The sequence below is a fragment of the Streptomyces sp. NPDC087901 genome (genome assembly GCF_044742205.1).
In the GTDB taxonomy this organism is placed as follows: domain Bacteria; phylum Actinomycetota; class Actinomycetes; order Streptomycetales; family Streptomycetaceae; genus Streptomyces.
In genome coordinates this window covers 309,957-324,644 of the sequence record NZ_JBIUUC010000002.1, presented here as the reverse complement: position 1 = coordinate 324,644, position 14,688 = coordinate 309,957, and the positions used below count along the sequence as shown (strand labels likewise).

Sequence of the window (14,688 nt, the reverse complement as noted above, 5' to 3'; positions counted from 1 at the left end):
ACTCAGAGTTCGAGGTCGACGACCACCGGGGCGTGGTCGGAGGCGCCCTTTCCCTTGCGCTCCTCGCGGTCCACGTAGCTGTCCTTGACGGCGGCGGTGAACGGGGCGTTGCCGTAGACGAGGTCGATGCGCATGCCCTTGTTCTTCGGGAAGCGCAGCTCGCGGTAGTCCCAGAAGGTGTACGGACGGTCGTACTTCAAGGGGCGGGGCATGACATCGGCAAGGCCCTCGTCGCGCAGGGTGGCGAGGGCGGCCCGCTCGGCGGGGGTGACATGGGTGGCACCCTCGAAGAGGGCCGGGTCCCAGACGTCCTCGTCGGTCGGGGCCACGTTGAAGTCACCGAGGACGGCGAACGGCTGCGCCCCCGCGGCGTCCGCCGCCACCGCCTTCTGCAGCGCCTCGAACCAGCGCAGCTTGTACGCGTAGTGCTCGTGCTCGACCTCGCGGCCGTTGGGCACGTACACCGACCAGAGACGGACCGGGCCACAGGTGGCGCTGATCGCCCGGGGCTCCTGCACGCCGTCGTACTCGGGGCCGCCGGGCAGCCCCGTCACGACGTCGGCCAGGCCCACGCGGGAGACCAGCGCCACCCCGTTCCACCGACCCGTGGCGTTGACCGCGGACTCGTAGCCGAGCGCACGGAGAGCTTCGGCCGGAAACTGCTCGGCCGTGCACTTGGTCTCCTGGATGCACAGCACGTCCGTGCCGGTGCTCTCCAGCCAGGCCAGCAGCCTCGGCAGGCGGGCGGTGATCGAATTGACGTTCCAGGTGGCGATGCGCATGTACGTAAACCTAGCGGCTCCCACTGACAGGGGCCGGGGCGGCGCCCGTCACACGCCGGTCGACTCTCCCGGGGCCAGCCGGGCGTGGTCGGCGCCGCCCAGGTTGCCGAGGTGGGTGTCGTAGATCGGGCGGGCCAGATCGGTGAGCAGCGCGTCGTGGATGTCGATGGCGCGGCGCGGTTTGACCTCACGCACGTAGTCGATGACCTCGGAGATCTTGTTCCAGGGGGCCATCACCGGGACCAACAGCGTGTCGACCGGCCGCTCGGGCACGGTGAGGGCGTCGCCCGGGTGGAAGACGGATCCGTCCACCAGGAAGCCGATGTTCGTGACCCTCGGGAGATCCGGATGGATCACGGCATGGAGCTCGCCGTGCACCTGGATGTCGAACCCGGCGGCCGAGAAGGTGTCGCCGTTTCCGACGGTGTGGACGCGTCCCGGGAACGCCGCCGCAAGCTTCTCGGCCACGCTGCGCAGCGTCCAGATCTCGGCCGCCGGGTCGGCCTCCAGACCGGCCCGAAGCCGCTCCTCGTTGAAGTGGTCGGGATGCTCGTGCGTCACCAGGATCGCCTCGGCGCCGATCGCGGCGTCCTGCTCGGAGAACCCGCCCGGGTCGATGACGAGCGTGCGCCCGTCCTTCTCCAGTCGGATGCAGGAGTGGGACTGCTTGGTCAGCGTGAGCGCGAGCGGCTCGGGATTCTGGACGTTCATACGGCCCATCCTGCTACGCGGGCGGCGTCGTTTCGGCCTGAATCACGGACTGGGCGATCGTGAAAGCGGCACCCGCAGCGGGAATCCCGCAGTACACGGCGGTCTGCAGCAGCACCTCCCTGATCTCCGCCGGGGTGAGTCCGTTGCGCAGGGCGGCGCTGACGTGGGCTGCCAGGCCCTCCAGGTGTCCGGAGGCGACCAGAGCGGTGAGCGTGACACTGCTGCGGGTGCGCCGGTCCAGCCCCTCCCGGCTCCAGACCTCACCCCAGGCGTAGCGGGTGACGAACTCCTGGAAGTCGCCGGTGAAGTCGTCGGCGGCGGCCATGACTCCGTCGACGTGTGCGTCACCGAGCACCTCACGGCGGATCTTCATGCCCGGCCCGTACGGATCGGCGCGCCCACCGGTTTCCGCCTCGGGCTGCGCGGTGCCGGCGGTGAGCTCCGCGACGGGCAGCACGGGAGCGGAGAGCCTGGGCACGAACGAGGGCACGGGAATGGCGGCCAGGGTGTCCTGCCAGGCCGTGGAGAAGTGCGTGAGCAGGAGGTCGGTGACGGCTCCCGGCTGCTCGACCGGGGCCAGGTGGGAGGCGCCCGGGACGAGGGCGAGCCGTGCGTCGGGTATGCCCGCGACCAGGGTCCGGGCATCGCCGGGACCGGTGACCTGGTCCTCGGCACCGACCAGGACGAGCGTGGGAACACCGATCCGGCCGAGATCGGTCCGGATATCGAAGGCGGCGAGTGCCTCGCAGGCCGCGATGTAGCAGCCGGGGTCGGTGGTACGCACCATCTGGACGGCCCACTCGACGATGGCCGGTTGCGCGGCGGCGAAGCCCGGCGTGAACCAGCGCTCCGGCGCGGTGCGGGCCATCGGCTCCAGCCCGTTGGTGCGGACGATCACCCCGCGCTGGCGGAATTCGTCGGCGCTGCCGAACCGGGGCGAGGAGGCGACCAGCGCCAGCGTGGCGACCCGGTGCGGGTGCCGCAGCGCGAGGTCGGCGCCGATCGCGCCGCCGATGGAGCAGCCCGCGTACCCGAAGCGCTGGACCCCGAGGCTGTCGAGGGTGGCCACCAGCCGGTCGGTGAGCTCACCGACGGCGGTGGCGGGGTGCGCGGGCGCGCCGCCGTGTCCCGGGAGGTCGTAGCGGAAGACTCTCCAGTGCTGGGTGAGCTCGGGTATCTGCCGGTCCCACATGTGCCATGTGGTACCGAGGCTTGGTCCGAGCACCAACACAGGTGCGTCCTCTGGCCCATCTACCTGGTATTTCAACGTTTTGTTGTCTGTCTGGCTCACAGTCCTACGCTCCCACGTCTCACAGCCGTCTCACACACCCCCCTCCTGAGCACTGTGAAGACCGCCCCATGTCGTAGCGGCTCCACGAAGATCCTCTACGTCCGGCTTCACGTACCAACGCTTGGTGGTCTTGACGTTGGTGTGCCCCGCCCATCGTGCCAGCAAGTGATCCGGCACCCCATGGTTGGCCAGGTAGGTGAAGCACGACGCACGAGCGTCGTAAAGGCGCACACGACGCAATTCCGCCTCTTCCATGAGCTTGTACGCACGGGTGCGGAGTTGCTTGGTCGTGTGGACCTCTCCGGCCTCATTCACGCAGATGTAGCCGGAGTCCAAGCAGTCCTCCCCCAGAGCCAATTTCTCAGCCGCCTGGAGAGCCTTGAACCTCTTCAAGGCTTCCTTTACCGGGAGAGGCAGAGGGAGCGCGCTCCCCTGCCATGGACTTGGTGTCCTTCTCCACCACTGTCTTGTTCCCCATCATGGTCCGGGTGTTGGCCACGGTGAGCGCGGCAGTGGTCAGGTCGATATCCGACCAACGGAGTCCAACGACTTCCGCCGGACGGAGACCCATGAGCGACAAGAGGAGCGGAGCGTAAAGCCTGTCGCTCTTCACGTGACCTACGAACGTGTGGACTTCCGTGACGTTCCACGGAACCAGTTGAGCCTTGGTCTTCCGCTCAGCCTTTCGGGCCTTACGCGGGGTGCTCAGTTCCGATGCCACGTTCATTGTCACGAGCCGCTTAGTCACGGCGCGATTCAGAACGTCCTTGAGCCGAGCAAGACTCATGTCCACACTGGTTACTCCGAGACTCGATCCAGCTATTGACCCACGAACGCGACCGGCCTTTAGAGACCAGAGCATCCACGCTTCTACATCTTCCTCGGTCAGCTCTTGGAGCTTGATGTTTCCGAGCTTTCCTCGGCACCTATCCAGAGTGATCCGGTAGTGCCGCGCCGCGCAACAGCGGCTCCGGCTCACCTCCGCTCACGCGGAGAGCACGGCGAGTGCATCCACAGGTAGGCGTACGCCCCCGGCTCACCTACGCTCGCGCGGAGAGCACGGGGTTTCGAAGGACCCGAAGGACGCCGCCGCCACCATGCTCCGCTGGTGCGCGGTCAGCAGTTCATCCCAGACGACCTCAGCGACGGCCGCCGTGTCCAACAGGTGACAGATCAAAGGATGCGTGTGCCCTGCACCGCGGGCGCCCGTACCCAACCCGGCAGCCTTGCCCCAGAGGCGGGAGTCCAGGGCCATAGTGCTCCTTGTCACGGGTTCGGTGCAGGTGTGCTTCAGGAGAACGCGGCAGAAAGGGCCTGGCCCGGCAACGCCTCGTCGCCTTGCCTCGTCCCCGCGAAGACCGACGGAGGGAAATCGGACAACCGCAGACACACCAACTTGGTCAACCCGTAGAGTACTTACTGCTCACGCCTCCCTGGGGGTGCGCAGAATGCCATTGGCTCTCCAGCCACGGGGCATCGAGATGAACGCACGACCCTCTCGAGGGATGTGGCGCCACCTCGGCTGTGTCTGCGCCTGGAGATGCAATGTCGCGGTTCCTGCACAAGTTCGTCCTGCGACGCAAGGTCCTCCTCGAGGTATCACGCGTCGTGGTCAGCGCGGTACTCCGTGCCCTGATCAGCGAACTCGTCAGCTGGCTCTTCTGAGCCGACGGTGACGGATCCCAGGGGTCCGTCACCTTTTACATGCTGGCGATACCCCCGCTGGCCGGCTGCCTCGGCACGGCGATGTGTCCCCCACTCCAGCTACGCCTTCCCTCCCGCCTGGCAATCCTCTCCGCGCGAACGAAGCCACCCCAACGGCTGGTACAGGTTCCACGCCCTCTCCCCGTGAAGTCGGCTCCGCGCGAGCGGGTGTGCGCCGGTGGTGCACGACGAACTGCGGGGGCGCGTAGTCTCTGCGTCCGTTCCTTGAAACGTGAAGAGCGTAACCGTGCTCCACACACGCGCGAGCGGGAATGAGTTGGCGTCTCGTCACGCTAAGAGAAATGGGCGCCGGTGCTCCCAACGCAAGTAGGAGTGATCCCACGCAGAGCAGCTGGCCGGGGATGAATCGCCATGGCCTCCGCGCGAGCGGAGGTGAACCACGCAGGGTCTGGTCGAGTGCCTTGAGCGTGAGGTCCTCTCCGCGCGAGCGGAGGTGAGCCTGCTCCGGGGCTTCTCCCGTTTCGGGGTCAGGGGTCCTCTCCGCGCGAGCGGAGGTGAGCCGGCGCGGTCCGGTGGTCGGTGCCTTGCAGGCCCGGGCTGCTCCTCGCCGTGGCGCTCTCCCTCGTCCTGTTCATCGCCGCGGCCAGCCGCCGCAACGTCGCGGTCCTCGGGCGCCTGCCCGGAACCCGTCTGTACGCCGACACGGCACAGCACCCGGACGCCGCCACGACCCCCGGCGTACTCGCCGTGCGGCCCGACGGAAGCCTGTTCTTCGGCAACGTCAACCGCGTCCGCCTCGCCGTCCGCGACCAGGTCGAGCGCACCACTCCTCCCCCGCGAGCCGTCGTCCTGGACCTGACCGGCAGCTACCGCCTCGGGATCCCCGTCCTCGACGCACTCGACGAGCTGCGAGAGGAACTGGCCAGGAAGGACATCGCCCTGCACCTGGCTCATGTCCGGGCACGCGCCGAACGGGACCTGACCCGGCACGCCCTGGCGGACCGCCTCGGCCCGCGGGGCCGCCACCTCACCGTGGACGACGCCGCCTCGGCGGCGACCGGCGGACCGGTGTGAGGCAGGAACCCGCGCTGCCGGGCGTGGCAGGGCGCCACTCAGTGACTGACGGCAACGCCGGTGGAGGCGAGTTCCGGGACACCGAGGCGCCTGGCGTCCCTTTCCGGGCGCATGAACAGGGCAGCCAGGATGCCGGTGATCATCAGCAGGGCGGCGGTGACGAGCCAGCCGTTCTCGTAGCCGGCCGGCGCTGTCGCCGCACTGTCCACGATCCGGCCGAGTACCAGGGGCGACACCACGCCACCCAGGGCGAACACCGCCACGAGGGCGCCGAGTACGACTCCGCGCTGGGAGGGCGGCGTGATCCGGGCAATCGCCGTCTGCGCAACAGTGATCATGACCAGGGCGACCGCCATGGGGCCGAACATCATCGGGACCTTGATCCATAGCGCGTCGACGGTGGCGAACACGGTCACCGCACCCGCCGAGGCCACCAGCAGCAGACCGGCACCGGCGCCGGCCGGCAGCCTTCCTCCGGTACCGCGCCGGGCGGCCCGGCGGGCCAGCAGCCCGTGCGCCAGCAGGACCACACCGTTGGCCACAGCACCCCCACCGACCGCGGCACCGGCCTGCCCGAGGTCCCAGCCCACCACCGTCTGGAGATAGTCCGGGAGCCAGGTCAGCTTGGCGCTCATCACCCAGTAGGCCGCGAACGCACCCAGGGCTGCGGTGATGAACGTGCCGGAGAGGAAGACCGCCCGCAGCGGTACTTCCGCGGCCTCGGATTCCGAGTCGGCCGCACGTGCCGCACGGCCGACGGGCGGGGCCAGCGGCCCTTCCTTGCCCTTGACGGTCCAGACCGCCGCCCACAACAGTCCCGCGATGCCCGCCGCCCCGAAGGCCCAGCGCCAGCCGAAGTGGGAGATCACCGCCCCGAGGGTGGGTGCTGCCACCGCGACGCCGGCCGCCGCGCCCACCATGAGGATGGCCGTGGGCAGGGTGCGCTCCCGCTGCTCGAACCAGCCGTGCACATGGTGGACCGCCACCGGCGCCGCGGGCCCCTCGGCGATGCCGAGCAGCACCCTCGTGACGATCAGTGTCCCGAAGCCCGCAGCACCCCAGAGCATCGGCAGCTGGGTGGCCGACCAGAGCAGGCCCATCACGAGGAGCAGCACCGATGTGCGCACCTTGCGGGTCAGGAACGAAACGCCCAGCGCGGACAGCGAGAAGAGGCTGAAGAAGGCGGCCTGGGCCACGCCGAACTCCTGGCGGCTGAGACCGAACTCCTTCATGATCTCCGGCCCGGCGAGTCCCAGGACGGCCTTGTCGGCGAAGTTCACCACCATGAACGCCAGCAGGAGCCAGGTGGTCGTCCATGCCTGCCGACCGCCGGGTGCCGGATCTGCCGGGACCGTACGCCGCGCCGCGACGGTGACTGCTTTCACGGTCGCACTTCTTGCTCGGCACCGGCGTCCGCGGGGGCGCCGCATCCGCAGCTGTCGTCGTCGACGACGCCCACGCTGATGGCTCCTGCGGCCCGTCGCCGCCCCTCGTCACTGCGCGTCAGTTCGGTGGCGACGTCCGTGCCCGCCGCCACGGCGGCGGATTCGGCCGCCGCCCAGTTGAAGACGCCGCGCGCCATCGTCGAGGTCTCGCGCTCGGCCCGGCGCGCGAAGACCTCGGCCCGGATCCGGGCGACTTCGCGGTCGGCCGGTGCGGCCAGCGCGGCGGTCTCGGCCAGGTGCGCCGCCAGCCGCAGCTCCCCGCGGCCGAGCAACTGCTCCGCCCGGTCCGCCAGCGCCTGCGCACCACCCGCCGCGTCGGCGAGTTCGGCGGCCAGCGCGGATTCGGGGGCGGGTTTGAGGTTCGCCGGGTTCTGGTCGTACCAGCCGCCCCACAGGCGCCACAGGTTCCGGACGACGAACTCCGGCTCGTCGTACGCCGGGTGAAGATACGGCTTGTCCAAAAGGCCCGGCGGAACCTTCACACCGTGCAGCACCTCGTCAAGACGCGCGCCGGCGTTCATCAGGTCCCTCGTCTGGTCGCACAGGGACTCCAGGAGCTCCGCCGTGTCGCCGAGTGCCTGCCTGATACGACCGTTGCCCAGGATCGGCACACCGTGCCCGGGGAGCAGCACCTCCGCTCCGAGGTCCTGCATGTCGCGCAGTGCCTTCGCCCATTCCACCGGGTAGCGCTGCACCTTCTGCGGGTTGCCGGCGTTCGGCGAGTTCCAGATGAACAGATCGCCCGTGCACAGGGTCCGCAACTCTGGGATCCACACATAGGTGTGGTCGTCCGTCTCACCGCGGGCGTGCACCAGCTCGAAGGTCAGGTCCCCCCTGCGCACGGTCAGCCGGTCGCGGTACGTCGTGTCCGGGTAGCGGTACTCCTCCGGCCACACCAGGGAGGGCACGCCGAACTGCCTCCGGTTGATCCACGTGTTGTAACCGGCCGTCTCCCGGTAGCGGTCAAAACGCGCAGCCACCGCCTCGTGCGCGACGACCTCGGGGCGCCCCACGCCGGCCTCGGCGGCCTCCCTGTCGAAGGGCCCCACGCCGAAGACGTGATCCACATGGCCATGCGTGTACACCACCGTGCTCACCGGCGCCGACGAGTGGCCGCGGACCGACTCATGGAGCTGGGACGCGGTACGGAAGTCGCCCGAGTCGATCAGCACCAGGCCGTCCCCGGTGTCGAACACCGCCACGTTCGCGAAGGCGGGGAAGAACCCGGTCCGCTCACCGACCGGGACAAGACCGCCGGCGGCGAACTTCCCCGTGAAGTGGGCCAGCAGCGACTCCTCGCCGGACCAGACCTGGTCCGCGTACTCCATGTAACCGCTGGAATTGTGTTCCGTCATAGTGTCCGGCTCCTCCTACGTCACGCTGGGGGCTACCCTTCCCGCCCCCTGCGGTGGCCCGCTGATCTCCGTAGAGTCTGCGTCGCGGCCTGCCGGTGGGATATCCGCCGCTTTCACAATCGAATGCCATATTGACTGTGACGGATCACAGCCCTCACGGAGGATCGCCCCGGTGCCGAACGTTCCACCATCCGAAGCCCACGGCGCCTATCCGGCGCTGTCACCCGCCGCGCAGGCGCTCGCCGCCCGGTGCGAGGGCCGAGTCAACGAGCTCGCCCGCCGCATGGCCCGCGAGACCTTCGAACAGCTGCCGGGATACACCGAACTCCCCGCCGATGTGAAGGACGTGGAGATCGCCGCGACGGTCCGCAACGGACTGCGCCTTTTCCTGCGCCGGGTACGCGACACCCAGGGCCGCGCCGGGGACTACACCCTCTTCCGCGAACGCGCTGCCCAGCGCGCCGACGAAGGCATGCCCCTGCACACGCTTCTCCGCAGCCACTCCACGGGCGTCTATGTCCTGTGGCAAACGCTCCGGGAGGAGGCCACCAGCGGAGAGGAAGGCGCACTCATCGAACTAGTCGATTTCCTCCTGCAAGGTCACGAGGCCATCATCGGTGCCGTGGCTGAGACCTACCTCGATGAACAGGCCGCGCTCTTCGCCGAGCGCCGCGAGCACCACCGCTCTCTGGTACGCGGCCTGCTGGACGGTTCCCTGCCTCCCACGCGGGCCTTCGAGGAGCTGGGCCTCGAAGGGCCCTCTCTCGTCGTTCACCTGCATGTACCTCGCGGTCAGGACCCGGCGGCCCCTGCCGTCGCGGACCGCCGCCAGGTCCGCCGCATCCAGACCGTGCTCGACCGCGTACTCGGCACCGAGGCGGTGTCGCTGCTCAGCGGCGACGGAGGTCACGTCATCGCTCCGCAGCGGGTCGACGACACGGACGGCACCCGCGCCTGCGAGAAGCTGGCAACCCGGCTCCGGCAGGTCTGCGGCCCCGATGTGCGATGTGCCGCGGTCACCGCTGCGAGTCCCCGGGACGTCCCGGCTGCTGCCAGGACCGCCACCGACATCGTCCGGGTCGCACGCGCCTGTGGACGACCCGCCGGCCCGCACCGCATGGACGACATCCTGCTGGAGTACCACCTCTCGCGCCGCGACGAGAGCAGCGACCGCATCGCCGCCCTTCTCGACCCTGTCGGAGACCGGCCCGAACTCATCGAGACCCTGCGCGTCCACCTCGAACATCGCCACGACCGGCGCAGCACCGCCCGCCGCCTCGGGCTGCACCCCAACACCGTGGACAACCGACTGGCCAGAATCACCGAACTCACCGGCCTCGACATCTCCTCTCCGCACGGAAACGCTCTGGCACTGGCCGCACTGCTGCTGCGCGGCAACGTGCCGGCGTGACAGCAGTCGCACCACCAGCTCGGCCGCCGTCGGCGTAGATCACCTCGCTCGGGTGAGAAGCGCGCGGCGAGTTACAGCGCCGTTACTCCGTGGCGGCCGTGGCAGAGGCGAGGTTGAGGACGCGTCCCTGTCGCGTGAGGCTTGGGGCTCACCCTGACGAGAGACAGGAGGCACCATGCTGGAAGCCCTCGGACTCACCGACGACGAGGCGGAACTGTATGTCGCCCTGGTGCGCTCCGGCCCCTCCCCGACCGATGAGTTCGACCCTCTTCCGGGGCTGCCCGACCTCCCCGGGGCGGTGGTGAGCGGGGCACTGGAGGGACTGGTCGCGAAAGGGCTGCTCACCCGGACTGCCGGAGAACCCGCCCAGCTCATCGCGTCCCCGCCAGACATCGCCGGGGAGGTTCTGCTGCTGCGCCGCATGCAGGAACTGCACCTGGCCCGGGTCGCCAAGCTCTGGTATGACGGAAGGGCGAAGGTCGCCCTCGACACGAGCGTGCCGCAGATCGGCGCCCCCGAGGCGTGGGCCAAGGGGTACGACGGCAAGGGCGCCAAGGTCGCCGTACTGGACACCGGGATCGACCTGACCAACGCGGACGTCAAGGACAACATCGCGGTCACCAAGGGCTTCGAACCCGGGCTGACCGCGTCCGACGGCCAGGGGCACGGCACGCACGTCGCCTCCACCATCGTGGGCAGCGGGGCCAACTCGGGCGGGAAGTACAAGGGCGTCGCCCCCGGTGCCGACCTGCTCGTCGGCAAGGTGCTCGACAACGCGGGCAGCGGCCAGTTCTCCTGGATCCTGGAGGGCATGGAGTGGGCCGCCACCCAGGGCGCCGACGTGGTCAACATGAGTCTCGGTGGCCCTGCGGCGTCACCCGACGACGTGATGACCGAGGCCGTCGACCGGCTCAGCGCCTCCACCGGCACCCTCTTCGTCGTCTCCGCCGGCAACTCCGGCCCTGGTGCGACCACCATCGGCAGTCCGGGCACCGCCGACTCGGCGCTGACCGTCGGCGCGGTCGACAAGTCCGACGTCCTCGCCGGCTTCTCCAGCCGCGGCCCGCGCATCGGGGACAGTGCGATCAAGCCGGAGATCACCGCACCGGGTGTCGGGATCGTCGCGGCACGCGCGGCGGGCACCGCCATGGGCACGCCGGTCGACGCGTTCTACACCTCCGCCAACGGCACCTCGATGGCCGCGCCGCACGTCGCGGGCGCCGCCACCATCCTCGCCCAGCGGCACCCCGACTGGAGCGGCCAGCGCATCAAGGCGGCCCTCACCGGGCACGCCAAGGTCATCCCCGGACAGACGGTCTACCAGCAGGGCAACGGACGTGTGGACATCCCCGCCGCCCTCGACCCGAAGCTGGAGACGGGCGGCTCCGCGGACTTCGGTCTGATCGAGTGGCAGGAGTCGGGCTACGAGAAGGAGACCCGCAAGGTCACCCTCTCCAACACCGCGGACGTCGCCACCACGGTGGAGCTCTCCACCGAGACCCGCCGGCACCCACGTGGACGGCTCGCTCGTCCGGCGTATCGCTGAAGGCTGCCGGGCGGGAGGCGCGGACGGGGTGCTGGTGATGACGGCAGGCGGGCCGGCGACGGCCGGCCGGGTCCGACGGCCGGAGGCGCAGGACGTCGAGGCGCCGAACGTCATGGCATCGGACCTGGTCGGAAGCGCTCCCCGCGTGCTCCTGGCTGCCTCGGACCTACGGGGCGCGGTCCTGTTCGCCCGCACCGGCTACGCGCTGGTGGCGGGCACTGCGTGGTTCCTCAGGGGGCCACCCGAGGGGGTGGACGGGGGACGGGCCCGCTTCGCGCGCTACGCGCGGGCCGTAGCTCATCGGTGGCCGGAGTTGCGCTCGGTCGCAGCTGACTTGAGCCCCCGGCACCACGCCTGGGCACACGTACGGAACGTTCCCGACGGGACCTCCGTATCCCACCAGGTTTGCCTGGTGCGGGACTTCACGGCCGGGGCCATCGACGGCGCCACCTTCGCGCGCGGCTGGCTGGCAGCCCGCCGGGCCGCCCATGACAACGGGGAAAGACTCCGCGACCCGCTCCTCAGCGCCTTCGGTCAGGTCTTCTCCCTGCTGGAGGACTACTCCCTCGACCCCGCGCTCAAGGACCCCGCCGATCTGTCGGACTCCCCGCAGGTCGCCGCCGCCACCGCCGTGCACCAGGAACTGAGAGACGCCGTACGGGAATCGATGGAGCGCGTCGCGGGCTCCTGAGGCTTGAGCACGAGCACGCACCCACACCGAGGCACCGAAGCACCCACGTCCCGACGCCCCGACCCCCAACTACTCCGAGGCGCTCACGCCCTCAGGATGAGATCCTGTTCGCACACGCACTCAGTGAACACTGCTGCGCACGGGGGGATTTCGCACACCCGCTTCGCCTACGACGTCCACGGCCGCCTCGCCTCCGCGACCGCCCCCGGCAGCGCGCTGTCCTACGTCCGCGACAGCTCGGGCAGGGTGCTCCGCGAGGTCTGCGACGGACGCGAACTGAGCAACACCTATGACGCGACCGGGCGGCGGACCCGCCGGGCCACCCCCTCCGGGGCGGTCAGCAGCTGGTCCTTCCCGGCCGGTCCCGGCGCCGAACTGAACACCTCCGGTCGCCGGGTGGCCTTCGCGTTCGACGGGACGGGCCGCGAGACGTCACGCCGCATCGGCGACGCGCTGACCGTCGAGATGGTGTACGACCCGGTGGGCCGCCTGGTGGACCAGCAGGTCCGCACCCCGCACGACCGGACGCTCCAGCGCCGCTCCTACGCGTACCGCGCCGACGGGCACCTCACCTCGGTCGAGGAGCCGGCCGGCGGCCGCAAGCGGCTGGACGTCACCGGCGACGGCCGGGTCAGCGGCGTCACCGCGGAGAACTGGTCCGAGCGGTACGCGTACGACGAGGCCGGGAACCAGACCAGTGCCTCCTGGCCCGGTGCGGACGGCGCCACCGGAGAGCGCGAGTACACCGGTACGCGCATGACCCGGGCGGGCCGCTGCCGGTACGAGTACGACGCGCAGGGCCGGGTGGTCCTGCGGCAGAAGGCCCGTCTCTCCCGCAAGCCCGACACCTGGCGCTACGGCTGGGACGCCGAGGACCGCCTGGTCTCGGTCACCACACCGGACGGCACGCGCTGGCGCTACCTCTACGACGCCCTGGGGCGCCGTACCGCCAAGCAGCGCCTGGCGGACGACGGGGCGACGGTCGTCGAGGAGGTGACCTTCACCTGGGACGGCGACGTCCTCTGCGAACAGGCCACCTCCGTGGCGGGCTCCCCGGAGTCCGTCGCCCTCACCTGGGACCACAACGGCGTGCAGCCGGTGAGCCAGGTGGAGCGGCGGCTCCTGGACCGGGCGGAGACCGACCGCCGGTTCTTCGCGATCATCACCGACCTGGTGGGCACGCCCCGTGAACTCCTCGACGAGCAGGGCCGCGTGGCGTGGCGCACCCGCACCACCCTGTGGGGCACCACCTCGTGGAACCGGAGCGCCCGCGCGTACACCCCGCTGCGCTTCCCGGGCCAGTACTTCGACCCCGAATCGGGCCTCCACTACAACCGCCACCGCCACTACGACCCCGAGTCCGGCCGCTACCTCTCCCCCGATCCCCTTGGTCTGGCCCCCGCCCCGAACGCGGTCACCTACGTCGACAACCCCACCGGTTCGATCGACCCGCTGGGGCTGGCCGGGTGCCCGCACCGCAGCGGGGAGCACCGCCACAGTGTGGTGCTGAGGGTGAACCAGGAAGGCACCCAAGCCTCGAACTCGCTGGCCGAGCACCTGCGCGCCAACGGCGACCCGGGAGCACACACGTACAACGGGAGGGCCTACGCCGACGTCGAAGCGTCCGGACCCGTGTGGATGACGAACGTGATGGCCGCTGTGGGCGACCGTGACACCACCTTGTCCATCACCCTCGACGGGATGCCCAACAGCCGTGGTGAGTACGGCAACTGGAACACCCCGGAGACCATCGTGGACGCCTTCCAGACCGCCGTCCGGACCGGACAGCCGTACACCACCAACCCGAATAACCTTCCGGCCGACGGTCACGGCATGGCCTGGGAGATGAGCATCGTCGCTCGCAATGTGCGGATGTACGAATCCAGCATGGAGTACGGCGACGACCCGCCGCTCGGGCGCCCCTGGGAGGAAATACGTTGGTACTCGGGCAAGGAAGAAATCAAGGTCCCGAAGCCTGACATTCCCGAAATACAAACACCCAAGCCCGGAAAGAGATGAGGCACCGCATGACCGATGAAGAGGACCGTATGCGAGCCGCGGACATTGTCGCAGCGAAATGGAAGGTCATCCTCGAATCCGACCAAGATCTGATCGACCCGGCCATGCCCCGGGCTGCCCACGCCCATCCCCGCCTGCGGGAACTGTCCCCGATGGTCAGCCACGGCGCCCTGTACCTCCACCGGTGCATTCGCTCCCCCTGGACCCGCGATGTGGGCGCCCTGTTCCGCCGTGCCGGTGGTGGATTCATGGTGATCCGCAATTCCGACCACACCGTGCTCGGCGAGCCCGAGACTCTGGAGGAGGCCATTGAGCTGATCGTCGCCAACCTCCCGGAGGGGACCGGCCCCGCCATCGACGGAACAGCCGACGACCTCTGAGCCCAGCGGCGTCGCGGACGAGCGCTGGCGTGAGGGGCTCCCTCGCCCCAACTCGCACGGCGCGCGATTCGGACCCTGCAGCGAAGCCTGCGTGTCAGCGGATCTACTGGGGGAGGAGGGAGCCTCCATCCGCACCTTCCGTGGACTTGAACTCCTCACGGGCCTGGTTTCGCTGAACGGCCTGGTATGCCCTGTACACTCCGTAGCCGATTGCTGCGGCGGCTACCCCGCCTGCCACCCATAGCATGTCGTCGCTCCAATCTCTTGAAACGTGCCTTCATTCCATTGTCAACCCCGCCATTGTGGATGGCATCCGGG

The 14,688-nt window shown here is 69.6% G+C and carries 14 protein-coding genes; 6 read left to right on the top strand and 8 right to left on the bottom strand.

Going from position 1 to position 14,688, the window contains the following annotated elements; translation table 11 throughout:
- Nucleotides 1–2: 2 nt before the first annotated feature.
- The 6 genes from ACIOEW_RS06980 to ACIOEW_RS06955 form a co-directional block, all read right to left on the bottom strand.
- Nucleotides 3–782 carry an exodeoxyribonuclease III gene (locus ACIOEW_RS06980; RefSeq protein ID WP_401962060.1) on the bottom strand — a complete coding sequence of 260 codons (780 nt, stop codon included), beginning with the start codon at nucleotides 780–782 and terminating at the stop codon, nucleotides 3–5.
- A gap of 48 nt (nucleotides 783–830) precedes the next feature.
- Nucleotides 831–1,493 (bottom strand): MBL fold metallo-hydrolase, encoded by a 663-nt coding sequence (locus tag ACIOEW_RS06975; RefSeq protein ID WP_362554262.1) that lies wholly within the window; start codon nucleotides 1,491–1,493, stop codon nucleotides 831–833.
- Nucleotides 1,494–1,506: 13 nt separating this feature from the next.
- On the bottom strand, nucleotides 1,507–2,784 hold the full coding sequence (locus tag ACIOEW_RS06970) for an alpha/beta fold hydrolase (protein WP_362554265.1): 1,278 nt from the start codon (nucleotides 2,782–2,784) through the stop codon (nucleotides 1,507–1,509).
- A gap of 30 nt (nucleotides 2,785–2,814) precedes the next feature.
- Nucleotides 2,815–3,120 carry a tyrosine-type recombinase/integrase gene (locus tag ACIOEW_RS06965; protein ID WP_401962058.1) on the bottom strand — a complete coding sequence of 102 codons (306 nt, stop codon included), beginning with the start codon at nucleotides 3,118–3,120 and terminating at the stop codon, nucleotides 2,815–2,817.
- 25 nt (nucleotides 3,121–3,145) lie between these two features.
- The gene (locus tag ACIOEW_RS06960) at nucleotides 3,146–3,532 is read right to left on the bottom strand and encodes a hypothetical protein (RefSeq protein WP_401962056.1); all 387 of its coding nucleotides are present in this window, start codon (nucleotides 3,530–3,532) and stop codon (nucleotides 3,146–3,148) included.
- Nucleotides 3,533–3,820: 288 nt separating this feature from the next.
- The gene (locus ACIOEW_RS06955; protein ID WP_362554270.1) at nucleotides 3,821–4,039 is read right to left on the bottom strand and encodes an HD domain-containing protein; all 219 of its coding nucleotides are present in this window, start codon (nucleotides 4,037–4,039) and stop codon (nucleotides 3,821–3,823) included.
- Nucleotides 4,040–5,028: 989 nt separating this feature from the next.
- Here ACIOEW_RS06955 and ACIOEW_RS06950 point away from each other — a divergent pair.
- Nucleotides 5,029–5,523, top strand: a complete 495-nt coding sequence (locus ACIOEW_RS06950) for a sodium-independent anion transporter (RefSeq protein ID WP_401962053.1) — start codon at nucleotides 5,029–5,031, stop codon at nucleotides 5,521–5,523.
- 38 nt (nucleotides 5,524–5,561) lie between these two features.
- Here ACIOEW_RS06950 and ACIOEW_RS06945 read toward each other — a convergent pair whose 3' ends face one another.
- Nucleotides 5,562–6,908 carry an MFS transporter gene (locus ACIOEW_RS06945; RefSeq protein WP_401962050.1) on the bottom strand — a complete coding sequence of 449 codons (1,347 nt, stop codon included), beginning with the start codon at nucleotides 6,906–6,908 and terminating at the stop codon, nucleotides 5,562–5,564.
- The gene (locus ACIOEW_RS06940) at nucleotides 6,905–8,323 is read right to left on the bottom strand and encodes an alkyl sulfatase dimerization domain-containing protein (protein WP_401962047.1); all 1,419 of its coding nucleotides are present in this window, start codon (nucleotides 8,321–8,323) and stop codon (nucleotides 6,905–6,907) included. The genes ACIOEW_RS06945 and ACIOEW_RS06940 overlap by 4 nt, the downstream gene beginning before the upstream one ends.
- Nucleotides 8,324–8,495: 172 nt before the next feature.
- Between ACIOEW_RS06940 and ACIOEW_RS06935 the strand changes: the two genes are divergently transcribed.
- From ACIOEW_RS06935 to ACIOEW_RS06915, 5 genes are all read left to right on the top strand, one after another.
- A complete protein-coding gene (locus ACIOEW_RS06935; protein ID WP_362557655.1) occupies nucleotides 8,496–9,734 on the top strand; it encodes a helix-turn-helix domain-containing protein in 1,239 nt (412 codons plus the stop codon).
- 175 nt (nucleotides 9,735–9,909) lie between these two features.
- On the top strand, nucleotides 9,910–11,280 hold the full coding sequence (locus tag ACIOEW_RS06930; protein ID WP_401962044.1) for a S8 family serine peptidase: 1,371 nt from the start codon (nucleotides 9,910–9,912) through the stop codon (nucleotides 11,278–11,280).
- A 37-nt stretch (nucleotides 11,281–11,317) separates the two neighbouring features.
- Nucleotides 11,318–11,971: a hypothetical protein gene (locus ACIOEW_RS06925; RefSeq protein WP_401962041.1), complete on the top strand. Its 654-nt coding sequence runs from the start codon at nucleotides 11,318–11,320 to the stop codon at nucleotides 11,969–11,971.
- 123 nt (nucleotides 11,972–12,094) lie between these two features.
- Entirely contained in the window at nucleotides 12,095–13,990 is a 1,896-nt protein-coding gene (locus tag ACIOEW_RS06920; protein ID WP_401962039.1) for an RHS repeat-associated core domain-containing protein, read from the top strand.
- Between the two features lie 8 nt (nucleotides 13,991–13,998).
- Complete coding sequence (locus tag ACIOEW_RS06915; protein WP_399403134.1) at nucleotides 13,999–14,370, top strand: DUF6193 family natural product biosynthesis protein; 372 nt, start codon at nucleotides 13,999–14,001, stop codon at nucleotides 14,368–14,370.
- Nucleotides 14,371–14,688 lie beyond the last annotated feature (318 nt).